We start from the raw sequence: 24,631 nt of genomic DNA on the forward strand, positions 1-24,631 counted from the left end.
TTTTGTTTAAAAAAAGACGAATTGCAGCTTGTTTTGTTACTCTACTAAGGGTTTATAGCCTCAGCTTCAAAATTTATGGAACCATCTGTTAAGATTAATCCCTTATTAGATACTGTTATTTTTAAATCTTGCATCCCAGCATTTTGATGCCCATTGATAAAAAATTCATTTTTACTTATTGGAATTAAATATACCTTGTCAATATGATTTGTTTTAACGGAATCATCCATAAACATTCCTTGTATTTTATGGTCAGGATTTATACTTAACACAATTCCAATATCAACTGTTTCAAAATGAAATCTGATATGAACATTTTTAACTTCATCTCCTTCAATTTTATAAATATTATATGAAATAAATTTACCGGCGTGTTGTAAAAAATTCGCCCACATTCCTTTTAATTGGCCTAAACCTTCTTCTGTACCTAAAAACCCTTTCATTTGATCATTCGCATAATTAATAAGTCCTTCAAAATTTTGAGTGCTCATTGCATTCGCAAAAAACAAAGCAGTTTCACTGGAGGCATCTTGTTCATTTGCATTTCTTGAAAAAGCGTACGTAAAAACCGACCAAGGTGCTGCACCAACTGTTTCTAATAAATAGGTGTTTCCTATATTTTTTAAGACAAGTGAGTGTTCATTATCCAACTGATAGCTTTTAGTTTCATCAACGATACTATTGACTATATTAGTTTTTGGTGTTGGTAAATTTTCTATGCTTTTATTTTGTAACAGTGCAATAATTTTATCGGTAATTTCAGGGACAAAAGTAACCTCACCTTGAAACTCATCTGCAACCGGATTTACAGAAGTCGCGTTGGAAAGGATGATTACTTTAATATTTCTTTCTGACAACGAACCCATTACAGATGCATAACCAGGAAGCAAGCCATTATTGTATATCCATTTTTCATCTCCTTTATGGTCAATAACCCAGCCCAAGCCAGATAACATTTCATTAACGCCTATTGCTTGTGTAGCGGTATATATTTTATTCACGGATGTTGATTTTAATAATATCCCATTATCTAAGGCTTGCATAAATTTTAATAAATCCACAGTGGTTGAATTCATATCAGCTGCTCCCACAAGCCAAGAAGGATGGAAAGGTGCATTGAATTTTTCAAATTCAGTCATCCCTAAACCTAAATACGGTTGTGCTTTTTGATTTAAAGAATTGAAAAAAGCAATGCTTGTATTTTTCATTCCCGCAGGTTTAAAGACTGCTTGTTCCATAAAGTCAGCATAAGATTGTTTGCTTACTTTTTCAATGATATTAGCTAAAAGTAAGTATCCAAAATTATTATAATCATAACCAGTTCCTGGCTCAAATTTAAGTTTAGAATCTTTAAATTTTTCCAAAAGTTCATCAAAGGTTATTAGAGTTTCTTCTGGCATCAATCCATTTCCATTGTCATCTGTTCTGCCAATATTGGCCTCCATACCAGAACTGTTATTTAACAAGTGTTGAATTGTTATGTCTTTTGAATTGTCAGGCATAAAATCTGGGAAATAGGTTGAAACAGGTGTTTCTAATGTCAATTTGCCTTCTTCTACCAATTTCATAACTCCAACAGCTGTCAATGATTTTGTAAGTGAGGCAATGCTAAATATCGATGTTTTAGTATTTTTTTTATGTCCCTTTTTATCAGCATAACCAAAACTTTTTTGATAAATGATGTGGTTGTCTTTGCTAATTAAAACACTTCCAATAAAGCGATTATAATAAGAATAACTTTCAAATAAGCCATCAATATTATTTTCTAATTCTTTGTTGGAGGTTGATTGTCCAAAGGAATTAATTCCTAAGATTAATGTGATGAATAGTACAACTGCTTTCTTCATTTTTTATGATTTAATAATTAATTTGAAGCAATATTAGAATGTATAAATGACTCCCTAAAATGAAAGTGATTGTTGCCTTCTTTGCTGTGATAGAAACCCATAATTGTGTGAAAAAAGACGAACTTCACAGTACTATGGGATTTGGCCACAATAATGACATCTTTTGTCCCATTTAAAATTTTAGATTATTTTAATCCCTATTTTTGACAAAGAAACGATTGAATATGAAAAAATATATAGAACCCATAATTCATATTTTAGTATGGGGAATAGGTTACTTTTTAATTTTAAACTACACTTCTACTATTGGTGATTTCAGGAAAGATAGAGGCCCTTATTGGGTTGCCCTCCTTTTTGGGATGCTTATGAACCAAGTCGTTTTTTATGCAACCTCATTTTTTTTGGTTCCAAAATTTTTGCGATTGAAAAAAATTAAGGCATTGATTATTTCTTTGTCAGGTGGCTTCATACTTATTAATTTATTTGAAAGTATTTTAGATTATAGCTATCTGGCAAATTTTTTCTCCTCTGCGAGTGAATCTTTTGTGGTGTATTTACTTTATAATTCAGTGATTGGTTTTTTCATCTTATTGGTTGCATTGTCTTATTCGCTTATTAAATATTGGATACAAAATGAAAAACTGAAAAGGGTTTTGCTTGAAGAAAAACTTTCCACAGAAATGGCTTTTTTAAAATCTAAAATCAACCCTCATTTTTTGTTTAATGTTTTAAATAGTTTTTATGCCAAATCCTTAAAGCATAACGTACCGGAATTGGCTGATGGCATTGCGAAACTTGCAGAGTTGATGCGTTATATGGTTTATGAAACAAATGAGGATAAGGTAGCGCTGGAAAAAGAGATTCATCACCTTAAAAATTTTATTCAGGTTTATCAGTTACGAATTGCGGAAGACGACAAAGTATTCATAAATTTTAATATTGAAGGAGCTATAAATTCTGTTAAAATAAGTCCCATGTTGCTTATTCCTTTTGTTGAAAACGCGATTAAACATGGTATTGATCCTAAAACAAAATCTATTATAGATATATCATTAGAGGTAGTGCAAAAAGAGTTATATTTTAAAGTAACCAATACCATACATCAAGGTGCTTATGGTTTAACAGATGAACCCTCTGGTTTCGGACTTGATAATTTAAAAAAGAGACTCTCCATTCTTTACCCAAATACGTATACCTTGGAAACTAAAGAAGAAAAGGGATATTTTATATCTTTACTTATTCTGCAACTTGAATAACCATTCGTATGAACTGTGTAATAATTGATGATGAACCCGCTGCTATTGATGTACTTAAATTTCATTTAAGCAGCATACCATTTGTGACCTTAAAGAAATCTTTTAGAGATCCATTGGATGCGCTTGAATATCTTCAACAGCATACGATTGATCTTATTTTCTTAGACATAAATATGCCAAAATTATCAGGAATTAGCTTTCCTAAGTTTTTGCAAAATTCACCCCTTATTATATTTACTACAGCGTATTCAGAATATGCTTTGGAAAGTTATGAGCTTAAAGCAGTTGACTATCTTTTAAAACCCATTGAATTTAACAGGCTGCTTCAGGCAGTTATGAAAGCAAAACAGCTTTTAGAAAAAAACAGCACGATAACAACTTCAAGCTCTGAAATTTCTCATGATATCTCTGAACAAACAATTTTTATTAAAAGCGGATCAGAATTTCATCAATTGTTTATTCAAAATATTAAATACATAGAAAGTGACGGTAATTATGTGACTTTTTATACCGATAAACGACCTATTTTGGCTCGCTATAAACTATCTGAAGTATTGGAATTACTTCCAAAAGAATTTTTTTCAAGAATACATCGATCCTACATTGTAGCATTAAAACATATAGAAACGGTCAAAAAGCACTGTGTAGTAATTGACGATAAAGAGATCCCTATAAGCAGTAATTATAGGGAAGTATTTTTTGCTTTGATAGATGACATAAGTAAGAAAAGGGATCATAGAATCTAATAAAACAGGAATTTCAACCAAAACCTTGCTCAAATCTTGCGCATAAAAAAATGTTCCAAAACTAAATGTCTTAGAAACAAAAAAGCCTTAACAAATGAATGTTAAGACCTGTTTTGCTCCCCCTCTTGGGCTCGAACCAAGCTACATATACTTTTGCTAAACAGTTAGTTATACCTATAAAATAATTAGTTACTCCTTTTTCTTACCCATTCTTAATAATTTTAGACACATAATAGGGTGATTTTATAAAATAATTGACAAAAAAAATAAATTAAATAAATAAAGGATTTCAAATATAAGACACCATAAATATATAAGCTCTCCATCTACAACTCTATCAAATTTGAACCATTAATCAAATATAAAACTTACATCTCCACTAGATTCCATTTTCAATATCATTTTTAATCTTTCAAAACCTATGAAATTTTGAGTTACAATTTTGAATCTATTTATATCAGCCCCATATTTCTCATATCCTACATTAAAATACTTATCTGCTCTTGACCTATAATACAAACCCCAAATATCATATTCAGTAACACAATCACAATTATCTAATTGCATTTCACAATTGCATTTTATGGGCTCAACTCTATCAGTAAAAAGAAGGTGTAATGAAACTCTTTTGAATACACCTTTATTATCCTTTAATGCATCCCAATCCCAAAATGATTCATATTCTTTTATTAAATGATAATCCCATTTTACTGATTCATTATTTGATAGTAATTTCCAATTTACATCTTCATTTAGCTCAATAATTTCTTCCTTTTTAAATGGATAGTAAAGCCAAATAAATGGCATAAATTTCTTTTGAGGTATAATTATTTTCATATCATTTTTATGGATAAATTTATTGAAAAATATCTATATATCTCTTTAAAAACTATGAGAGATTTTGGTTCAATAATAAATTTAAGATGAATAATTATAATAAACCAAATCTGTGTAAAACAAAATTAACCCCAAGTAACAATACTTCCTCATAGATTAAATAAGATATATATCACATTAAACACCCAATCTTAATAATCTTTAAGTTTAAAATGAATAACGGTTTAAAAATTATTGTTGTCCACCATACTGTAAAATCCATCTTTTGTTACAATTAAATGGTCAAGTAATTTAATGTCTAACAGCTCTCCAGCTCTTTTTATCTTTTTAGTTATTGCAATATCTGATTCACTAGGTTTTAGTTTACCACTTGGATGATTATGTGATACAATTATTGAGGTTGCACAAGATTTTAAAACTACTGCGAAAAGCAATTTCATATCTACATTAACGCCACTTGTACTTCCTTTACATAGGTTGTGAATGCCTAATATTTCATTTGAATTATTAAGCAATACTATTTTGAACTCTTCTTGTAGCTCAATAATATTTTTATCCCAAGTATGAATTAAAGATTCATAAGCATTAGTACTATTTGTAATTTTAATTCTGAATTGTTTTTTAATCGTTGGTGAATAACTTATTTGGATTTCAGCAATATTATTTGTTTTCATAGTTTCTAGATTTGGCTATATATTATAAAATTATAGGAGTTTAGTGTTTTTGAAAACCTATTAAAATCAATAGGTTAGGGCTTGGTACACATAAAAAAAATGAATGCCTTATCACTTTTGTAATAAGACATTCATTTGTACATTTTTGTGATACTTACCTATATAGCTAAATATCACAAAATGGTTTTTAAGCTTCAGCAAATACTGATTGCCCATTCAAAGAGAATGGAACTAAAGGTGATTGAGATACAGATTTTTCAACTTGTTTCTTCACTTCAGGCACATAAACGTAAGTGTGATGTAAAACAACAACTTCTCCTGTTTCTTTGTTCTCATACTCATAGGCTTCACATTCTACCCTCTCTATATCTCCAGGCATTTGTGTACCTATCAATGAAGCACAAACATTCTCATCAAATGTTGATGGAATACTTGTTTTTCTTATAGTCATATAGACTTTATCATTTGCAGACTTTACAATTTCAACACCACCTTGTAATGTAATTGTGAAAAATTCTCTACCATCTTCTGATGACCTTCTGTCATAACTTGTTACTGTTACCATAATTAATTTAATTTTTGAGTTAATATTTATTGATGCTTCAAGCATTAAAGTCATCAACTATCACCTTGATTTATTTATATGCTATGAATTTTTTTGATTGAACTATGTTTGAGTTGCCTACCTAAACTTTATTAGGGGCTTGAAATGGTTAGGGTCTTGCACTAGGTAGGTTTTTTTATCAGCCCTGAAAATTTGCTTTTAGCCATAAAGTGGCAGGGGGATGACAACCCCTAAAATGGGTGGGGGCTGTTTACTAAGGACACTTGTAAAAACATAATGCTTCTAGAAAAATTTTATTATAAAAAATTTCTGAGTTACAAGTAGTTTATTTTACAGCATTATGGTTTCCCGTAAAGCAAACTCAATGATAAATGGTAAATTTGGGTAAATGATAAAAGTCATATTACTTTTCAACCAAACTACTTAATTTTAAAGCTGTTATGAAATCCATACGTAAAATGAAATCCTATTTCAATCCTTTTAATATGGACACACCTTATAACTTAATTAGTAAGTATATCTCTTTGATTTAAAACCAAAAAAGTGAAATGAAAAATAAATTTTTTTTTATCTTAACTATACTATTCAGTATTTTTCTTGGTTATTTATTTAAACAACCAAGCCGCATATTAAAGGGAATAATGTCTACTAAAGATAATGCATTTCAAGCAGAATTAATTAAAGAATACTTGAATAAGGATTTTTTCTATTTAGGTGAATATTTTGAATATAATTTCATACTAGCCCTTTGTTGTTTAGCAATCTTAGTGTTTTTTAGTAGAACTATTTATTATGATATGACTTTTTCATTTCTTGGGAAAATTTTGAAAAGTAAGAGTCAAGATTCACAAATGAATATATTATCAAATGTCAAAGTTAATTTTCAATCTATTGAAAATAGATTCTCTTTAAATAAAATAAAACCTACAATAATCAATAAAATTAGAGATATTAAAACCCAAAAAATATTATCAAAAAATTCATCAAGCACTTATATTGTAGCTGTTGTAATTATTTTATCAATTAGTTTCTTAATATACCAGTACTTTATAGGTGGGCATTCCTTATTTATGAATAATTATTTAATCATTGGATTGGTTCTTTTAGTTTCAGGAATAGCAGCATATAAAATAGCTGAAATTAGAAATAGGTCTAAATGGAAAGCTTTTTCAATAGGATTCTTTCTAGGAGTACCAGGTCTAATTGGGATAATAATATTTTTAAAAACAAAAGGAGAAAGAACAAAGAAAAATAGAATTACTGAAAGAGTTATAGTTGTCTCTTTGCTACTTTTAATAATTGGAGTAGCTATTACTAAAACTATAGTGACCTCAAAACTTAATGATACTCTAGTTAAATACAATTATAATAAAAATTTAAATGAAGATGGTGATAAGTTAATACACTATTCTATGTATCATGATACATTTATTATTGAAGTCTCTGTAGAGGAATCAGCTATAAAAGAAAATATACCATATATTCAAGCTGAAAACTTTTATAGAAGTAAAGCAGTAGGTATGTCCCAAGAAATGTTTAATAGTTATGCAGAATTAGGTGCTATTAATGAATTAAAACAAGTAGGTTATACAAGTCTCCAAGTTAGAGTTTTATATAAAGATGGAACAATAGAAAATTCAAAAATAATAGAACTTAATTAATAATGAAAAATATAATAGCTGTCTTAAACCTAACTTTTTTTTTAATAAGTTGTACTAGTAATTGGCAAAAGTATGAAATACCCAATGCTATTGAAATATCTATTCCTAATGTTTTAGAAATAAGGGGTGGTGATTCTGTATATAATGAATTAATGGATGGACTCAGAGATGAATACAACCCAAATCAGGTTGTAAAAATAGGTAAATCAGAACTTATTTTCCAACCAAAGGGCACAGATAATCAAGAAATATCTGCTACTGAAGATGTGACTAGAATATTAGTTAAACACTTTAAAATTGACTCTAATTCTTTCCCTAAAAGGAACTTTAAAATGTCTAAAGCTGACTTAGTTGAATTTGATGAATATTTTAAAATAGAAGGGGTTAAAGAGTTGAAAACATTACCTTTTAGTTTGGATGTTATTGAAGTGTTTCCTTCTGCAACAGGAAATATAAATGGAATGTCTTATATTAATTCAATTTATGTAGGTGAAATAAATGGATATTTATCTTATATGGAAACATATCAATTTTTTAATATAAATGAAAAAGTAATTATTTCATTGACAACAGGTCTTGAAGGTAAGGATAAATGGATTGATATTTTCAAAGAAGTAGTGAACACATTTGAATTTGAAGAAAAAAAATAAATATGAAGAAAACCATTTTATACATTTTACTTGTTAGTATATTAATTACATCTTGTAATACAGAAAAGAAAAATAAGGAAAAAGAATATGAAATTCAAAAGGAAATTCAAAAATCTCAAGTTGAAAAATTAATAAAAAAATATTCTGCTAAAGAATTAACTGCTGGAGAATTAACATCTTATTATTCATTTGAATTAGAAGAGGTGTTAAATGAAGAATTAATAATTGGAAAAGGAAAGATTCTTGACATTGAAAAAATTGAAAACAATCAATACTTACTTGAAATATCTATGGGAGAATACCCTGCTCATTATTTTTGTGCATTAAAAGCTGATAAAAAAACAATAGATGTAATACTTGAACATAGAGATAAAGAAATTTCAAAACACCCTAATAATGGGAATAATAGAATAATACTAGAATATTATATGAATTTCACTTTTATATGTAAACCTACTCATATTAAAAAAGGAATTTTTATAAATAAATATATGGGAGATTATACAATTGTTGGAGAAACTGTTGAAGATGCAGAACTTGATGAGTATGAAATTGAGACAGAGATAGATGCTGGCAGTTATACTTTATATGGAGAATGTATAGATTTAACTTTATCAAATGAAAATTAAAAAAGTTCATCTTTATTCAGCTCTTATAGGTGTAATTCTAAATCTGCTCTCCTGTAATTCTCAATCTTGCAATGAATTGCCTACACAATTTAACAGTTACCAACAAGCTGTAAGTGAAGTTAAATCAACAAACTTCACTTTTGAAGATAGAGTAAACACCTCAAGAAGCTCATTAATTAAAAGTGCTTCATTTTATAGCTGTGATTCAAAGATTGGATTTTTACTAGTTAAAATTAGAAGTACTAAATACATCTATCAAAATGTTCCAATTTCAGTTTGGGAAAACTTTAAACAAGCTGAATCTTTTGGAAGTTTTTACAATAGAAATGTAAAAGGTAGTTATCAATTAAAAATCAAAAACTAAATTTATTAAACAAAACCTCATTAAGTTTAATATTTAAAATTTTAAATTATTAAATTTAACTTTTAAAAAAATGCTATGAAACAAAACCCATTCTCAGTATATGATTTTCTTGGTTATTTTATTCCAGGAGCATTGTTCCTTTATTCATTTTATATAATTAGGTACTTTAAGAATTGTGATATTATAAATTTTGAAAAATTATTTAATACTATTGATGAGCCAAATTTAGAAATTGGAATTTTATTTTTAATAACATCATATGTCCTTGGACATTTGTTAAGTTTTATTTCTTCAATATCTGTAGAGCAATACTCTATTTGGAGATATGGTTACCCTTCTAAGTACCTTCTTAATTTTTCTATTGAAAAATATTGGAATTTTAAAGGTTCTTTTTTAAAAGGATTTTGGAGAATAATAATGATTTTGTTTATTTTTCCAATTGCTTTTTTAGATTATTTCCTTGGAAATTGGTTTGGGTTTAAGGCATTTTATCATAAAAATATTGATAATAATCTGGCTAAAATAATAAAAATAAAAATTAATTTATTAGCTAAAAAAATTGGAATTACATCAAAAAATGGATTTGAAAATGGGTCAGGGAAAAATGCTGATTTTTTTAGAATTGTTTTGCATTACACTTATGAAAACTCTATAAATCATCAATCAAAGTTTAATAATTATGTAGCTCTATATGGTTTTACAAGAACTATTTCTTTATTATTAAATCTTTTATTTTGGTATTTTTTACAACATGTAATTTTATATTCCTCATTTGATAAAATTAAAATACTAATCTTATTAATAATTGCTGCAATGTCATATGTTTTTTTTATGGCTTTTATGAAATTTTACAGAAGGTATACATTAGAAGGGTTTATGGTTTTAGCAATAACAGACCTTAATGATAATAAATAAAAGCTTTTAAAATACTAATTATGGAATATATAACCCATTCTTTTAGACATGCAGAAGTCATTTTAAATGAACCTGATTTTATTGAACAATACACAGAATTTTTAAATGTTCTTGATGGAATATCTGAAGAAGATATAATAAATAAACATGAAGGATATGGTAGTGAACATATTGAAGGAACACCAAAAAGTATTTCAAAGGCAATTAATGAGTTATTAAAAGAGAAATTTATTGAAAAAGATTGGAATAGTGAATCTGGAATTTTTCAAGATACTGAATACCAAGGTGAAACTTGGAGATTAGATTTTGCAAAACAAGATATTTCAATTGAAGTTGCATTTAACCATTCCACTGTAATTGCCTGGAATTTAATTAAACCTGTATTGGCAAGTGAATTAAATCATGTAGAAAAAGCTATTCAAACAAAAATAGGGATAATAATCACTGCAACTAATGAAATGAAATCATCAGGGGGATTTGATGGAGCTATAGGTACTTTTGAAAAGTTCCTGGATTACCTTCCTCCACTACAAAACCTATTGACTGTTCCTTTATTAATTATTGGTCTAACTTCTCCTAAAACCTTTTTAGTCAAACATGAGCAATTTGCACAAAGAAAAAAAATTGGAAAAATTGTAAGAAACAATCAAAATGAGCTTTTTTAAAAGGGATTTAAATAAAGAACAGGTTTTAGGTAAATATTTGGATGAAATTTATTTAGAATTAAATTTATATCTTATAAGAATCAATGATTTAGACCTACAACATAGGGGTGTAGATTTAATTTATGAAAAAAATGATACAAAATTCTATATTGATGAAAAAGCACAATTAGATTATGTAAATAGTGACCTTCCTACATTTACTTTTGAATTATCCTATTTAAAAAATAATTATAACAAACTAGGTTGGTTAATTGATGATGATAAAATAACAACACACTACTTCCTTATAACAGGAATTTATGCAAATGATGAAAAAGATTTATCAAAAGGAATTAGTAAATGTAAAATTACAAGTGTTGACAGAAAAAAATTAATTGACTATTTAAATTCAATTGGATTGACCCAAGAAAAATTATTTAACTATCAAACTGAAATAAGAGCCTCAAACAAAAAATTAAAAAAGACAGCCATAGCTGAGTTAAATGATAAAACTCAAGGCTGTCTTTTTTATTCAAATCATTTAAAAGAAGAACCTATTAATCTTCAATTAAGATTAAAATTTTTAATAGAGAAAAATATAGCCAAAACAATTTACCCAAAAATTAATTAATTCTATTCAAAAGTACTTCACTAATTTTTTCAATCACTCCAACCACTAAAGCATTTCCCATAAAAAATGCCCTTTTAGTATCAGTTATTCCATCAAGTTCTGTGTGATTATCTGGAAACATATTGAGTCTTTCTAACTCTATAGGTAATAACCTTCTTAATCCCTTTTTAGTTTTTACCACATGTTTAAATCTTGATGCAGATTTACCTCCTTCTCCTGTTATAATTGTTCTTGAAGAATTATTTAAATTGTCTGGAAATATCATACCTCCTTCTCCATAATTATATTTGAAACCATCCTTTGTTTCTCTAATCTCTTTCTTTGCCCCTTTTAAATATTCCCATTTATCAAATTCTTTTTCAGAAATAAAATATTCCTGAGGAACTTGATTAACATTAATAAGAACATCCTTTAAATGGGTGCAAGGACCATCATATTCTGCTGATGTTTTCATTGTTAAGACCTCTCCATTCACAAAAAGTCCTCCTACTTCAAAAGGTGATAATTTTCCACCTTTATTAAAGTTGTCTGATATTTCTTGAACCTCTTGATTTAAATTAAACCTTGATAAGTTCTTTTGAAAACTTACAGGAAAACTTTCTGCTAATACTCCATTTTTTAAAACCCAATCCTCTTTATCAGATTTATTTAATTGTTTATAAAGATTTGTGGTATTAAGATAAGCTAAAATAAAAATTCTTCTCCTCCTTTGAGGCATTCCATAATCAGCTGCATTGATTACTTTCCATTCCACAGCATAACCTAAATCATCTAAAGATTTTAACATAATAGCAAAATCTCTTCCTCTCTGACTTGAAGGAGATTTTAATAACCTATCAACATTCTCTAAAAAAAGATATTTAGGTTTTTTCTTTTTTTCACTAAGAATTCTATATATCTCCCACCATAGGACACCTTTTTTACCTTGCAGTCCTTTAGAGTTTTTTAAAGTTGTAGCAACTGAATAATCTTGACAAGGAAATCCACCAACTAATAAATCATGGTCAGGAATATCTTTAGTTTTAACTTCTGAAATGTTTTTATTACTATGGTTTTCTTTTCCAAACTTGTTTTCATAAACAATAGAGGCATGCTGTATCTTAGTAGAAGGCTCCCATTGATTACTCCAAACAATATCAAATTTTTTGTCATCTACTTTATCATTACTATTTTCCAATCCTAATCTAAAGCCTCCAACTCCTGCAAATAATTCAACAACTTTAATATTTATTTTTTTACTCATTTTTAAAATTTAATTTTACAAAAATATATTAATTAACCCAAAGAAAATAATACTTTTAAAAGAAGTCCTATATCAAAAAATGATATAGGACATTCAATCAATCAACTCAAAAACCAATGGTAATCTCTGTTACCTTTTAAAGCTTCAGAGACAGAATTGGTAAACGTATGAGCATTCACATTTCTTTCCAAAAAGGAATCAATGTAGCTGCTCTTTACTGCACCTGTAAAGAGGTTGTATAAACTCCAGAGATTTATATTCCCATTGTCATCTCTACAAAAACTTTCATCCTCATAGTAATCTTTAGCAACTGTATTGAGTTGTCCATCATTAAAAGTAAATTGAGGTAATTCCTGCTTTTTACTTTTGGGTAAATGATTGTATAATCTAGCTTTTCCCAAAATTTGAGCAAATTGTTTTTCTGTTAAATATTGTTGTTCCAACTCTTGCATTTGATGTAAATGCTTCTCAGCATCATAACTTGAAAATAAGGTTATCATTTTCTGTTGTAACTCTTCAATACTCCCAACTCTTATTTCTTCTAAAAATCCATCAGTAGAAATACACAAATTAGTACAAACTGAATTTTTAAATCCAATAAACACCTTGAATTTTTCTATAGTTTTCTTGCTATAAAGATTTTCTTGGTTATATGCCCTAACACCCCCTACAGATAGGGATAAATCATTCCCTCCTATGGTTTTAACTACCCTAGGAATGTCTATAGTAACAGCCATTCTTTCATAGTAAATTGTCTTCTCATATGGAAGTAGCTCTTTTACTGGTTTTCTAATGGCTTCAGGAATTCTCCCTTTAATTTGATGTGAAACTCTAATTTCTGGGTGAGCTATATGTTGGTCTAGAAATACATTCCCTACACTGTTAAACATTGCTTCAATAAACTCCTGATGACTAATTGTACATTCGTTGTCTTTACTAAAAACTGGAATTGTACAATCTTGCCTTAAATGATTGAGGCTAACAGGAATTGTGTTAGCCTCAATAAATGATGAATTACTACTCTTTAAACCACTATGAGGGCTTTGAGTATCACTTTCAATTATAATCTTTTTTAAACTATGAGGGAGCTGATTTACTACTTCCCTATTCCTATTTACTACTTGAAGTTCCATTTTGACTGAATTTATTAATATTAATAATTTGTTGATTTTTAAGTACCTCCTGTTGGTTTTGAAACTCATTAATTAATGAATCCTTATGAGCTATATTAGCAGTGTATAATGCTCTCAATTGCTCCAATGTACCACAAGCTTTAATTTGCTTTTTAATAGGTTCTAGGTCAGTTCCATTATTACACCACTCTTTAATTCTTCTTCCTGTTCCAGCTGTAATTATAAATTCAGGTCTATCTGCAAACATTCCAGTTCTGTCTTTTGAACAAACAGCTAGATGATTTATATTGATGTCAAATACCAAGGTAAATTCATAATCAACTCCATCCCTTTGGATAGCTTTTAACCCAACTTTTTCTGGAACCATTTTTCCATTTTTATTGTTCAATACATAATCTTGTTTTGTTCTGATTGTTGCAATAAAATGAGCATCTGATTGCAAAATCTTATTGATAAAATTATTCTGCATTGGAGTAATTTTCCCCCAGTTTGTAAAACTGTTTCCTGGCATTGAAGAATGATATTCAATTAAGTAATCCCAACAATGGCTTATTGAGTCAACTATTATAACTTCCATTCCTCCTTTTAAGCAAATATCAATTGCTTCAATATACTTTTCAGGAGTGAATGGTGGTGACATTGATAGCACATTATAATTGCCTAAATGAGCATACAAATCAGCACTTCCATTTTCTGTATCTATGACAGCTACTTTTGATAGATTGTCATTGGTTAATCCTTTTGCCAACAATAAAGCTGACATACTTTTTCCTGCTCCACTAGGAGCTTGTAATGCCATTTTCATCTTAGCATTACTTCTAGTTGATTGTCTTAAATTCATAATTTTTATATTTATTGTTATTAATTTTTAGGCATAAAAAAACCTGCTAAAAATTAGCAGGTTGAAACCATTTTGTGATATCTACCTATATAAGTGGATATCACAAAATGGTTTTGATTCTTTTTTAATATTAATTCACTTTTTCACTTTACCAAATGGAGTTTCAAGATAAGACTCTATATAAATAGGACAATAAAAACTATTAATTCCATTTGACAATGTGTTGTATTCCTTTCTCCCATTTAATCTTAAAACCAATCCCCTAGTCCCATTTTCATCTAAATTTACCCCTCTTAAAGGAGGGTTTATTTCTCGAACATTAAATAATACAGTATAGATTTGTTTATATATGAAACCAATATTAATTTTTCTGAATAAATCAAAGGCATTCAATGAAATAAATTCATCTTCATTTTTAATAAGCCTACATATTTTAACTATTTCTTCTAGAATACTTCTGTATTGGTCCTTTAAATTATCAGATTTATATTCTTTGTAAATAAAATCTCTTGTCCTTAAAAATTGATACAACATTTCAACTTGAAGCTCTAATTCTTTGCCAAGGACAACTAAATTTTCATTTCTAAATTCATAATTATTTGCATCAAGTAGATTAATATCTTTTGAAAAACTAACTAAATCTAATAAATAATTATATCTATCATATGAAATAATACCCTTTTTTCTGGTTCCTATTATTTGAAGGATTATTGATTTAAGTTTTACATTTACTCCTTTTCCCAATTCTTGACCATCAATATAAATTGTTCTATCATTAAAAAGGTACTTCAACAATTTAAATACTTCTAAATCTGGCAATCTATAGAGTTCTGGAACAAACCCATCTACTATTTCAGTATATACTGAACCATCTTCCAATTCCATTTCTCCCATTTCTATTAGATATTGTTCATTTATTAATCTATTGCAATCATCTAATAAGGTTTGAGAGTTAAAATCCACTCTTGGAGATGATAGATTAATACTTTTTAGATTACAATTATGAAACTGATTATGGATAGCTGACCATATAACAATTGGAGTTAAACATTTTCCATAAAATAAGTACTCTAAGGTTAAATATTTTTGTGCATATTCCATAACCCACTCAAGATAAGATGGATATCTTAATGTTAGACCCATTCCTCTATTTGAATCTAAAATTTGATAATTATTAATTTCATTTTCAGTTTTAGTGTACTTCTTATTATAATATTTTTTCAAAATTTTAGAATCATCATTACTTTCATATGGAAAAGATTTATAGTGATTCTTAAATCTATGATATTGTGATAATTCCAAATCAATTGCATAATTTGTTCTTACTGGATATATTAGGTTCTTAGTTTTTCCCATCACCACATATATCTTGCCTTCACCTCTCATTCTTCCAATTGCTTGAAAAATAGAATTTACACCATCTGTAAATATTCCATATTTACCAAGTGAGTCACCTAAAACAGTTGAGTCAGGCATTACAATAATAAAAGTTCCATTGGTAATATCAATTCCTGTATTAAATGTTGTACCAATATTGATATTATTCTTATTTATTTCAGTTGAATCTTGAGATAAAATATTGGAAGGTTTACTTACATGTAGTTTTAATTTATCCAAAACATTAAATTCCTTGAAAATTGAAAAAACATAATCATCTAACTTATTATTCCCTTCACCAACAAATGATTTTGCCAATGTTCTTGTATAAGTTAATATGTTTAATGGAGTATTACTAGTTATTGCTTCTGTAATAATACTTTTTAAAATCAACATTAATTCCATTGTATTATTCCCTGAATATCTTTTAGGGGTTATTAATAAGTGTAATTCAGCTTTTGGTTTCCTTTTCCTGTCTGAATTAATTAAGAGAATATTAAACTTAGTTAAATTTGAAAGCATCCTAACAACCATCAATGAAGCTTCATTATATGTTGCACTTATGTAGTAAATTTTTCTAGTTATTGACTGAAATTTTAAAAAAGAGAATATATTTTCAGAAGTAAAATTGTGTATAGCTGAATGAATTTCATCAAAGAAGAAAACTAATTTTCTATTTCTTTGATTAGCTCTCAAAATAAAATCATTAAGGTATTTTTTCTTAATTTCTTTTTGTTCAAAAAAATCTCCTGAATTCCTTAATAACAAGTTTACAGTAACAATATGAATCCTTCTGCTTATAATCCAATTAAAATGACCAATATTTGTTGAATTTTCTAAATCAAATATTGTAGCAACTGCATCATCAGAAATTTCATTTCTAATTTTTTCAGCATACTTACTTACTAAAGACCTTAATGGAACTGCAACAACAATGATATCATTAGTTTCTTCAAAATGCTTTTTTATTGCTTTAAAAACAGCTGTAGTTTTACCTTGTCCAGTTGCAGCATTAATTACAACAGAATTTTCCTCATTTATATTTTCCTCAACTACTTGAAGAATTTCATCACTAACATATCCTTCACTATTTGGGGTAACTTCATTTTCAACTACTGTAAATTCAGATTCACTAAAGTCTTCTTTTGAAAATTTTCTATATACAATATCTAAATCCTTTACTTTAAAGCCTTGGCTATTCTCCATATTAATTTAAAATTAAATCCTTTACTTCAAATTTAATTTCTTTGCTAGAATATTATAGAATTTCTAGAGTTTTTTTAGAAAATAATCTAATTATATGGTTTATATACTCTTTAATGACTATGAGGGCTTCTTATTCTCTAGGTCATAAAAAAACCACCCCCATTTAGGAGGTGGTAAAATTGCTATGAAAAAGATTGCAGGAAAAATAACCTGCATTTCAAATGTAATAAATTATTTTAACTTATCATTTAATTTCTTCATTTGCTCACTAACTTTCTTTTGGACTACCTTGCCATAACTATCCTCTGTTATAGTGATGCTACTATGTCCCATAAGTTGACTTACAATCTCCATTGGTACATCATTATACAACAATACTGTACTGGCAAATGTCTTTCTTGCTGTATGAGTTGTCAGTCTTTTGTTAATCCCAAGTATTGGTGCAATTTCCTTCAGATAGGAATTATACCTCTGGTTACTTACAACACTAAATACAAACTTAGAATCAGTATCAGCATACTTGTCAATTAATTCTTGTGCTTTTGGCAATATTGGAACTGCAATATTTTTTTGTGTTTTTTCTCTTATCATTTCTATCCAACTCATACCATCAAAACCTTTCACTAAATGCTCCTTTTTTAGATTTTTAATTTCATTGTAAGCTAGACCTGTATAACAACTAAATACAAACCAGTCTTTCACCAATTGTAATCTTGATTGTGCAAATTGGTGCTTTTCTAATGTTTCTAATTCATCTACAGATAAAAACACAATCTCAGTTTTTACATTTTTTGTTTTATACAACATAAATGGGTCTCTCTCCAAATAGCCTTTTGACAACGCAACCTTTATTGGTTTTCTAAACCTTTGGATTGATTTATTAATAGTAATTTGCTTTTGATTTTCTTGAACTTTTAAATAATATTCAAAATCTATTAAAAACTGTAATGTCAATTTTTTTAATGGGAAATCATTGATTTTATATTTCCATTTTATAAAGGATTTTACATTGTTTCTAACATAATGGAATTTATTCCAAGTTACCTGTTTTAAATCTATCCCAATAAGCTTTTTAAGCATATTTAAGTAACTTTCAAACACTTCTAACACACTGTGTTCTTTGGCTATTTTCTTGCCTTTATACAGCATGTAAATATCCTCTACAATAAAGCTGTTTTCATGAATTTGGAGCATTAAAAAAGCCTTATTAATTTTACTTTTAATAAGGCTTAGTTGTGTATTGATGTAATTATTTTCATCATTGGGTGGTGCAGCAATTTGATGACCACTATCCCAATATTCAGGTTTTATAAATAACCCTGTTGAGAATTCTTTTCTACTTTTATTGTAGGTGATTCTGCATAATATTGGACAAATTCCTTTTTTATTTATCTTGGTTTTATCTATATAAAATCTTATTGTAATTTTCATAATGTATTATTTTGTGGTGAATTAAAAAATGGGGCACCTTTTAAAAAAGTTGGGCACCTTATAGGGCACCTTTTTTTTATCAAAAAAGTTGGCAAGTTGGCATTTTAGTATTCTGAGAAGTTTAGATGCAATGAATGCATACAATGCAATAATAACAAGTAAAATGAAGTGTTTGTAACTGTTATAAACAAAAAAAACCTTACTATTTCTAGTAAGGCTTTAACAAAAGTTGCTCCCCCTCTTGGGCTCGAACCAAGGACCCTCTGATTAACAGTCAGATGCTCTAACCAACTGAGCTAAGGAGGAATTTATTCTCTTTTGCGAGTGCAAATATACAAGGTTTTCTTTTTTCTGCAACAATTTTTAATAAAAAAATTAATCTTTTTTAAAAATCATCTGTAAGTAATTGAAAACTAAATTTAAACATCAATAAAAAATTATCCTTTTTTTAGTAACTTGTTATTAATTCTTTTAAAAAAACCCCGTTTAAAAACACATTTTTATATACAAGTGTGGTTTTTTGATAAAAATATAATTATTTCAAAAATAAATCAATTAAAATGGTTATTATCCTAAAAATTGTATTTTTACCCAGTAAAATAATACATATAGACTACTAACAAATACTATGGATAAATTTTCATTTTTAAATGCTGTGCATACTGGCTTTATTGCCGATATTTATGACCAGTATTTAATAAATCCTGATACTGTTGAACCTAGCTGGAGAAGCTTTTTTCAGGGATATGATTTTGCTAACGAAAAATATTCGCAAGCAGACGCAACACAAACAAATACTATTAATGTTGAGGTTCCTGAAAATGTTTTAAAGGAATTTAAAGTAATTGACTTAATTAATGGTTACAGAACTAGAGGGCATTTGTTTACAAAAACAAATCCAGTTCGGGCAAGAAGACAATATACACCAACTTTAGCAATTGAAAACTTTGGCTTATCTGAAAAAGATTTAGAAACAGTTTTTGATGCTGGAGAGTTAGTTGGATCGGGCAAAAACACATTACGCAATATTATTAAACATTTAGAAACCATTTATTGCGATTCTATTGGTGTTGAATACATGTATATTCGTAATCCTGAAGAAATTAAATGGTTTCAAAGTAAGCTTACAAAAAACTCAAACCATCCTAATTATTCAACAGAATCAAAAAAATACATCTTAAAAAAGTTAACGCAAGCAGTAACCTTTGAAAACTTTTTACAAACCAAATATGTTGGTCAAAAAAGATTTTCATTAGAAGGTGGAGAAACTTTAATTCCGGCAATTAGTGCTGTGATTAGAAATGCAGCTGAAATTTATGATGTAGATGAATTTGTGCTAGGAATGGCACATAGAGGAAGATTAAATACTTTGGTAAACATATTTAGAAAACCTATCCATGAACTTTTAAGTGAATTTGAAGGAAAAGATTTTGAAGACGAAACTATTGATGGTGATGTAAAATATCATTTAGGTTTAACCACCTATAAAACACTACGAAATAATAAAGAACTAAAAATGAATTTAGTTCCAAACCCTTCACATTTAGAAACAGTCGGCCCTATTGTTGAAGGAATTTCTCGTGCTAAAATTGACAAAGATTACGGAGGCAATAATGCTAAATTATTACCAATTATTGTACATGGAGACGCTGCTATTGCTGGACAAGGCTTAGTATATGAAGTTATACAAATGAGTAAATTAAATGGTTATTCAACTGGTGGTACAATCCACGTAGTTGTAAATAACCAAATAGGTTTTACAACTAATTATTTAGATGCGCGTTCAAGCACCTATTGTACAGATGTTGCTAAAGTAACCTTGTCACCAGTTTTACACGTAAATGCAGATGATGTTGAAGCAGTGGTGCACGCAATTGAGTTAGCTTTAGATTTTAGAATGAAATTTAAACGTGATATCTTTATTGATTTACTAGGTTACAGAAAATATGGACATAACGAAGGTGATGAACCACGATTTACGCAACCTAATTTATATAAAGCAATTGCAAAACATGATAATCCGAGAGATATTTATGCTAAAAAATTAATTGAAGAAGGCTCTATTGATATTTCATATTTAAATAAAACTATAGACGATTTTAAAAATTTATTAGAAGAAGAATATCAAAAAGCTAAAGAAACTGAAACTTCCAATATAAGAGAATTTATGGAAGATGCTTGGGAAGGTTTTACCAGAAGAGATATAGATGACATGCTAATTTCTGAAGATTCATCATATCCAAAATCTAAATTAGAGGATATTGCAAAAACCGTATCTACCGTTCCAAAAGGCCTTAAGTTTTTAAGAAAAGCTGAAAAAATCTTAATGGATAGAAATAACATGGTTTTTGAAAGTGATGCTATTGATTGGGGAATGGGAGAAACATTAGCTTATGGAAGTTTATTGCAAGAAGGTTTTGATGTGCGTATATCTGGGCAAGATGTTGAAAGAGGAACTTTTAGTCATAGACACGCCATTTTAAGAGATGAAATTTCTGAAGAGCGAATTAATTTACTAAATACCGTAACTGATAAAAAAGGAACTATGACCATTTTTAATTCCTTATTATCTGAATATGGAGTGCTTGGTTTTGATTATGGTTACGCAATGGCAAATCCAAATACATTAACTATCTGGGAAGCGCAATTTGGTGATTTTAGTAATGGAGCTCAAATTATTTTCGACCAATATTTATCCGCTGCAGAAGATAAATGGAAATTGCAAAATGGTTTGGTAGTTTTATTACCGCACGGTTATGAAGGGCAAGGATCAGAACATTCATCAGCTCGTATGGAACGTTTTTTACAATTATGCGCCATAGACAATATGATTGTTGCAGATTGTACAACGCCAGCCAATTTCTATCATTTATTGCGCCGTCAAATGAAGCGTGATTATAGAAAACCATTAATTGTGTTTACACCAAAAAGCTTATTGCGTCACCCACTAGCAGTTTCAAAATTAGATGAATTTGCGAACGGAAGTTTTCAAGAAGTAATTGATGACACTATTGATAAAAATAATGTAACTAAATTAGTATTTTGCACCGGTAAATTTTATTATGATTTATTAGCTGAACGCACAACTTTAGAACGTAATGATGTAGCATTGGTTAGAATTGAACAATTATTTCCGTTGCAAATAGATAAATTAAAGGCTATAATTGCATCATATCCAAATGCAAAAAATTATGTTTGGGCACAAGAAGAACCTGAAAATATGGGTGCTTGGAGTTTTATGTTGCAAAGATTTAGATTGGTGCATTTAGAAGTTGCATCGCAACCATTTTATGCGGTTCCTGCGGCAGGTTCTTCAGCAAGATTTAAAAGAAGACACCAACGTGTTATTGATAAAGTATTTGAAACAACTAACGAATAAAAATAAGCATATTCAAATCCTTTCTTTTAGAATGAATTTGAAATAAAAAATTAAATAAGATGATTTTAGAAATGAAAGTTCCCTCTCCGGGAGAATCTATTACGGAAGTAGAAATTGCAGCTTGGCTAGTTCAAGATGGTGATTATGTAGAAAAAGATCAACCAATTGCTGAAGTTGATTCAGATAAAGCTACTTTAGAATTACCTGCTGAAGAAAGTGGAATTATCACTCTTAAAGCAGCAGAAGGTGATGCTGTTGCTGTAGGTTCAGTTGTTTGTTTAATTGATTTAGATGGAAAAAGACCTGAAGGTGCTGCTCCTAAAAAAGAAGAAATAATTACAGAAACTTCAAAAGTTGAAAAATCAGTTACTTCAGCACCTATTGAAAAAACATATGCAAGCGGAAGCGCTTCTCCAGCGGCTAAAAAAGTATTAGCTGAAAAAGGAATTACACCTTCTGAAGTTATTGGAACTGGAAAAGATGGAAGAATCACAAAAGATGATGCAGTAAAAGCTGTGCCAAGTATGGGTACACCAACTGGCGGAACTAGAAATACTGAAAAAACAAAACTTTCAATGCTTCGAAGAAAAGTTGCAGAACGTTTAGTTTCAGTAAAAAATGATACTGCAATGTTAACTACTTTTAACGAAGTAGATATGAAACCAATTTTTGATTTACGTAACGAGTTTAAAGACGCATTTAAAGCAAAACACAATGTTGGATTAGGCTTTATGAGTTTCTTTACATTGGCAGTGGTAAGAGCATTAAAAATGTACCCAGACGTAAATTCCATGTTAGATGGAGATTACAAAATAGCGCACAATTTTCAAGATATTTCTATTGCCGTTTCTGGTCCAAAAGGCTTAATGGTTCCTGTAATTAGAAATGCTGAAAATTTAACCTTTAGAGGTGTTGAAAATGAAGTAAAACGTTTAGCTATTAGAGCACGTGATGGACAAATAACAATTGATGAAATGACTGGAGGAACATTTACTATAACCAATGGTGGTGTTTTTGGATCTATGTTATCTACTCCAATTATAAACCCTCCTCAAAGCGGTATTTTAGGGATGCACAATATTGTTGAAAGACCAGTTGCTTTAAATGGCGAAGTTGTAATTAGACCAATAATGTATGTTGCTTTATCTTATGACCACAGAATAATAGATGGTAGAGAATCTGTTGGGTTTTTAGTTGCTGTAAAAGAAGCATTGGAAAATCCTATAGAAATTTTAATGGATAACAATCCTAAAAAAGCTTTAGAATTATAAAGTGTAACCAAACTTTATGATAGTAATGGAAGGCCTAAACGTAATGTTTAGGCTTTTTTGTTTTCCATGATAAATGTCATTTTTATTTAGACTAATTATAAATAGCTTTGTAACTTAAATTACATAATGATTAGTATGAATAAATTTAGCATCGTTTTTATAGTCCTAATTACAATAAATTACACTGCTATTTCTCAAACAGTGGAACCATCTGCAGCAATTAACAAAAATACCCTGCAATTTGAAATAGAATCATTGTATACCATTCAAAAAGAAGAGACTATGGAAATGAAATCATGGAGTATCCCAAGTGCTCTTTTTAGAATTGGCTTATTAAAAGGATTTGAATTTCAAATAAACACACCAATAATTAAAGAAGAATTATGGGAAAACGATCACTTAATACATTCTTTAAATAAGTTTGATGATATTCAGGCAGGTTTTTCAATAAATTTATGGAAAGAAAAAAACAGCTTTCCCGAGGCTTCCATTATGATTAGAGCCATTTTACCAACAGATTCTGAATTTAAACTAAGTAAATTAGGAAAAATTTGTTCTTTAAACTTTTCAAATACACTCTCAGAAAAATTATCAATTAATTATAATTTTGGTTACGCAATTGAAACAGACGCATCTAAATCTGGATTTTATATTGCAAATTTTACCTACAAACTTTCAGATAAAATTCATTTTTTTGCTGAAAATTTTGGAGATTTTACCAATCATAAACTAATTTCACACAACCTAAATATTGGTGGTGGATACAATTTTTCTAATAATTTTGCATTTGATTTATCAGTCGCAAACGGAATAAATCATCATATGTTTTATGTAGGCGGAATTGTAACTTATGTAATAAATACCAAAAAAAGTTAAAATTTATATACTAACTTTTTTAAGTATAAACATTTACTACTGTAATCTATAATTGCTTTCCCTTTTTCTAAAATATCCGCGCCAATAATCCCATCAACAGGTTTTGCATTATGCTCGGTTAAAGCGGTATTCACATGCGTTAAATCAAACAAAACAACATTAAAATTTTGGTATTTCCAATCCTTTATTTGAATATGATTTTGAGATGAAATTTTGGTTTCCATTCCAATTGCCCCAGCACCTGCGGCTTTTGTATCAGAATCTTCCACTTGTAATTTAAATTTTTCAGCCAATCCTAAATCTATACAAGAGTTTGATGCGCCAGTATCTAAAATAAACCGTCCTTTAACACCATTTAAAATAGCTGTTAATTCAAAATGGTTAGTATTAATTTTTTTAAGTTTTATAGTGGCGTACCCTTTTCTTATAAGAATTCTATTTAATTTCATTGTAAT

The 24,631-nt window shown here is 28.7% G+C and carries 22 protein-coding genes and 1 tRNA gene; 12 read left to right on the forward strand and 11 right to left on the reverse strand.

Annotated features, from left to right (window positions below):
• Positions 1-44: 44 nt before the first annotated feature.
• Positions 45-1,847, reverse strand: coding sequence for a serine hydrolase (locus tag JEY78_RS02610; protein ID WP_291846543.1), 1,803 nt, complete (start codon positions 1,845-1,847; stop codon positions 45-47).
• Between the two features lie 224 nt (positions 1,848-2,071).
• Between JEY78_RS02610 and JEY78_RS02615 the strand changes: the two genes are divergently transcribed.
• Together JEY78_RS02615 and JEY78_RS02620 are read left to right on the forward strand one after the other, a co-directional pair.
• Positions 2,072-3,103, forward strand: a complete 1,032-nt coding sequence (locus tag JEY78_RS02615) for a sensor histidine kinase (RefSeq protein ID WP_291846544.1) — start codon at positions 2,072-2,074, stop codon at positions 3,101-3,103.
• 8 nt (positions 3,104-3,111) lie between these two features.
• Entirely contained in the window at positions 3,112-3,849 is a 738-nt protein-coding gene (locus JEY78_RS02620; RefSeq protein ID WP_291846546.1) for a LytTR family DNA-binding domain-containing protein, read from the forward strand.
• A gap of 351 nt (positions 3,850-4,200) precedes the next feature.
• On the opposite strand, the gene JEY78_RS02625 is transcribed toward JEY78_RS02620, so the two are convergent.
• The 3 genes from JEY78_RS02625 to JEY78_RS02635 form a co-directional block, all read right to left on the reverse strand.
• Positions 4,201-4,686 carry a hypothetical protein gene (locus tag JEY78_RS02625; protein ID WP_291846547.1) on the reverse strand — a complete coding sequence of 162 codons (486 nt, stop codon included), beginning with the start codon at positions 4,684-4,686 and terminating at the stop codon, positions 4,201-4,203.
• A gap of 224 nt (positions 4,687-4,910) precedes the next feature.
• Positions 4,911-5,360, reverse strand: a complete 450-nt coding sequence (locus JEY78_RS02630; protein WP_291846548.1) for a JAB domain-containing protein — start codon at positions 5,358-5,360, stop codon at positions 4,911-4,913.
• A gap of 187 nt (positions 5,361-5,547) precedes the next feature.
• Positions 5,548-5,925, reverse strand: coding sequence for a hypothetical protein (locus JEY78_RS02635; protein WP_291846549.1), 378 nt, complete (start codon positions 5,923-5,925; stop codon positions 5,548-5,550).
• 548 nt (positions 5,926-6,473) lie between these two features.
• Here JEY78_RS02635 and JEY78_RS02640 point away from each other — a divergent pair.
• From JEY78_RS02640 to JEY78_RS02670, 7 genes are all read left to right on the forward strand, one after another.
• Entirely contained in the window at positions 6,474-7,586 is a 1,113-nt protein-coding gene (locus JEY78_RS02640; protein ID WP_291846551.1) for a hypothetical protein, read from the forward strand.
• A 2-nt stretch (positions 7,587-7,588) separates the two neighbouring features.
• The gene (locus JEY78_RS02645; protein WP_291846552.1) at positions 7,589-8,236 is read left to right on the forward strand and encodes a hypothetical protein; all 648 of its coding nucleotides are present in this window, start codon (positions 7,589-7,591) and stop codon (positions 8,234-8,236) included.
• Positions 8,237-8,238: 2 nt separating this feature from the next.
• Positions 8,239-8,865, forward strand: coding sequence for a hypothetical protein (locus JEY78_RS02650; RefSeq protein WP_291846553.1), 627 nt, complete (start codon positions 8,239-8,241; stop codon positions 8,863-8,865).
• Entirely contained in the window at positions 8,855-9,229 is a 375-nt protein-coding gene (locus JEY78_RS02655) for a KTSC domain-containing protein (RefSeq protein ID WP_291846554.1), read from the forward strand. Before JEY78_RS02650 ends, JEY78_RS02655 begins: the two co-directional genes overlap by 11 nt.
• A gap of 75 nt (positions 9,230-9,304) precedes the next feature.
• The gene (locus tag JEY78_RS02660; protein WP_291846556.1) at positions 9,305-10,144 is read left to right on the forward strand and encodes a hypothetical protein; all 840 of its coding nucleotides are present in this window, start codon (positions 9,305-9,307) and stop codon (positions 10,142-10,144) included.
• Between the two features lie 20 nt (positions 10,145-10,164).
• Entirely contained in the window at positions 10,165-10,809 is a 645-nt protein-coding gene (locus JEY78_RS02665) for a BglII/BstYI family type II restriction endonuclease (RefSeq protein ID WP_291846558.1), read from the forward strand.
• Positions 10,796-11,419, forward strand: a complete 624-nt coding sequence (locus JEY78_RS02670) for a hypothetical protein (protein WP_291846559.1) — start codon at positions 10,796-10,798, stop codon at positions 11,417-11,419. Before JEY78_RS02665 ends, JEY78_RS02670 begins: the two co-directional genes overlap by 14 nt.
• Here JEY78_RS02670 and dcm read toward each other — a convergent pair.
• The 6 genes from dcm to JEY78_RS02700 form a co-directional block, all read right to left on the reverse strand.
• Positions 11,412-12,662: a DNA (cytosine-5-)-methyltransferase gene (gene dcm / locus JEY78_RS02675; RefSeq protein ID WP_291846561.1), complete on the reverse strand. Its 1,251-nt coding sequence runs from the start codon at positions 12,660-12,662 to the stop codon at positions 11,412-11,414. The genes JEY78_RS02670 and dcm overlap by 8 nt on opposite strands.
• 101 nt (positions 12,663-12,763) lie before the next feature.
• A complete protein-coding gene (locus tag JEY78_RS02680; protein ID WP_291846562.1) occupies positions 12,764-13,795 on the reverse strand; it encodes a DUF3871 family protein in 1,032 nt (343 codons plus the stop codon).
• Positions 13,773-14,636 carry an AAA family ATPase gene (locus tag JEY78_RS02685; protein WP_291846564.1) on the reverse strand — a complete coding sequence of 288 codons (864 nt, stop codon included), beginning with the start codon at positions 14,634-14,636 and terminating at the stop codon, positions 13,773-13,775. The genes JEY78_RS02680 and JEY78_RS02685 overlap by 23 nt, the downstream gene beginning before the upstream one ends.
• Before the next feature lie 135 nt (positions 14,637-14,771).
• Positions 14,772-17,219, reverse strand: a complete 2,448-nt coding sequence (locus JEY78_RS02690; RefSeq protein WP_291846566.1) for a DEAD/DEAH box helicase family protein — start codon at positions 17,217-17,219, stop codon at positions 14,772-14,774.
• Between the two features lie 231 nt (positions 17,220-17,450).
• Complete coding sequence (locus JEY78_RS02695) at positions 17,451-18,650, reverse strand: site-specific integrase (protein WP_291846568.1); 1,200 nt, start codon at positions 18,648-18,650, stop codon at positions 17,451-17,453.
• 232 nt (positions 18,651-18,882) lie between these two features.
• Positions 18,883-18,956 (reverse strand) — tRNA-Asn (locus JEY78_RS02700).
• Positions 18,957-19,278: 322 nt separating this feature from the next.
• Between JEY78_RS02700 and JEY78_RS02705 the strand changes: the two genes are divergently transcribed.
• From JEY78_RS02705 to JEY78_RS02715, 3 genes are all read left to right on the forward strand, one after another.
• Positions 19,279-22,029: a 2-oxoglutarate dehydrogenase E1 component gene (locus tag JEY78_RS02705; protein ID WP_291846569.1), complete on the forward strand. Its 2,751-nt coding sequence runs from the start codon at positions 19,279-19,281 to the stop codon at positions 22,027-22,029.
• A gap of 59 nt (positions 22,030-22,088) precedes the next feature.
• On the forward strand, positions 22,089-23,300 hold the full coding sequence (gene odhB / locus JEY78_RS02710; protein ID WP_291846571.1) for a 2-oxoglutarate dehydrogenase complex dihydrolipoyllysine-residue succinyltransferase: 1,212 nt from the start codon (positions 22,089-22,091) through the stop codon (positions 23,298-23,300).
• A 135-nt stretch (positions 23,301-23,435) separates the two neighbouring features.
• Positions 23,436-24,176, forward strand: a complete 741-nt coding sequence (locus tag JEY78_RS02715) for a transporter (protein WP_291846573.1) — start codon at positions 23,436-23,438, stop codon at positions 24,174-24,176.
• Here the strand turns inward: JEY78_RS02715 and JEY78_RS02720 are convergent.
• A complete protein-coding gene (locus JEY78_RS02720; protein ID WP_291846575.1) occupies positions 24,173-24,625 on the reverse strand; it encodes a retropepsin-like aspartic protease in 453 nt (150 codons plus the stop codon). The genes JEY78_RS02715 and JEY78_RS02720 overlap by 4 nt on opposite strands.
• Positions 24,626-24,631: the final 6 nt, after the last annotated feature.

It is taken from the genome of Lutibacter sp. (assembly GCF_016342705.1).
Taxonomy (GTDB): Bacteria; Bacteroidota; Bacteroidia; order Flavobacteriales; family Flavobacteriaceae; genus Lutibacter.

What these genes read in the sequence shown, in the direction of transcription:
- JEY78_RS02610 (WP_291846543.1), bottom strand. Translation starts at nt 1,847, where the DNA reads ATGAAGAAAGCAGTTGTACTATTCATCACATTAATCTTAGGAATTAAT.
- JEY78_RS02615 (WP_291846544.1), top strand. Translation starts at nt 2,072, where the DNA reads ATGAAAAAATATATAGAACCCATAATTCATATTTTAGTATGGGGAATA.
- JEY78_RS02620 (WP_291846546.1), top strand. Translation starts at nt 3,112, where the DNA reads ATGAACTGTGTAATAATTGATGATGAACCCGCTGCTATTGATGTACTT.
- JEY78_RS02625 (WP_291846547.1), bottom strand. Translation starts at nt 4,686, where the DNA reads ATGAAAATAATTATACCTCAAAAGAAATTTATGCCATTTATTTGGCTT.
- JEY78_RS02630 (WP_291846548.1), bottom strand. Translation starts at nt 5,360, where the DNA reads ATGAAAACAAATAATATTGCTGAAATCCAAATAAGTTATTCACCAACG.
- JEY78_RS02635 (WP_291846549.1), bottom strand. Translation starts at nt 5,925, where the DNA reads ATGGTAACAGTAACAAGTTATGACAGAAGGTCATCAGAAGATGGTAGA.
- JEY78_RS02640 (WP_291846551.1), top strand. Translation starts at nt 6,474, where the DNA reads ATGAAAAATAAATTTTTTTTTATCTTAACTATACTATTCAGTATTTTT.
- JEY78_RS02645 (WP_291846552.1), top strand. Translation starts at nt 7,589, where the DNA reads ATGAAAAATATAATAGCTGTCTTAAACCTAACTTTTTTTTTAATAAGT.
- JEY78_RS02650 (WP_291846553.1), top strand. Translation starts at nt 8,239, where the DNA reads ATGAAGAAAACCATTTTATACATTTTACTTGTTAGTATATTAATTACA.
- JEY78_RS02655 (WP_291846554.1), top strand. Translation starts at nt 8,855, where the DNA reads ATGAAAATTAAAAAAGTTCATCTTTATTCAGCTCTTATAGGTGTAATT.
- JEY78_RS02660 (WP_291846556.1), top strand. Translation starts at nt 9,305, where the DNA reads ATGAAACAAAACCCATTCTCAGTATATGATTTTCTTGGTTATTTTATT.
- JEY78_RS02665 (WP_291846558.1), top strand. Translation starts at nt 10,165, where the DNA reads ATGGAATATATAACCCATTCTTTTAGACATGCAGAAGTCATTTTAAAT.
- JEY78_RS02670 (WP_291846559.1), top strand. Translation starts at nt 10,796, where the DNA reads ATGAGCTTTTTTAAAAGGGATTTAAATAAAGAACAGGTTTTAGGTAAA.
- dcm (WP_291846561.1), bottom strand. Translation starts at nt 12,662, where the DNA reads ATGAGTAAAAAAATAAATATTAAAGTTGTTGAATTATTTGCAGGAGTT.
- JEY78_RS02680 (WP_291846562.1), bottom strand. Translation starts at nt 13,795, where the DNA reads ATGGAACTTCAAGTAGTAAATAGGAATAGGGAAGTAGTAAATCAGCTC.
- JEY78_RS02685 (WP_291846564.1), bottom strand. Translation starts at nt 14,636, where the DNA reads ATGAATTTAAGACAATCAACTAGAAGTAATGCTAAGATGAAAATGGCA.
- JEY78_RS02690 (WP_291846566.1), bottom strand. Translation starts at nt 17,219, where the DNA reads ATGGAGAATAGCCAAGGCTTTAAAGTAAAGGATTTAGATATTGTATAT.
- JEY78_RS02695 (WP_291846568.1), bottom strand. Translation starts at nt 18,650, where the DNA reads ATGAAAATTACAATAAGATTTTATATAGATAAAACCAAGATAAATAAA.
- JEY78_RS02705 (WP_291846569.1), top strand. Translation starts at nt 19,279, where the DNA reads ATGGATAAATTTTCATTTTTAAATGCTGTGCATACTGGCTTTATTGCC.
- odhB (WP_291846571.1), top strand. Translation starts at nt 22,089, where the DNA reads ATGATTTTAGAAATGAAAGTTCCCTCTCCGGGAGAATCTATTACGGAA.
- JEY78_RS02715 (WP_291846573.1), top strand. Translation starts at nt 23,436, where the DNA reads ATGAATAAATTTAGCATCGTTTTTATAGTCCTAATTACAATAAATTAC.
- JEY78_RS02720 (WP_291846575.1), bottom strand. Translation starts at nt 24,625, where the DNA reads ATGAAATTAAATAGAATTCTTATAAGAAAAGGGTACGCCACTATAAAA.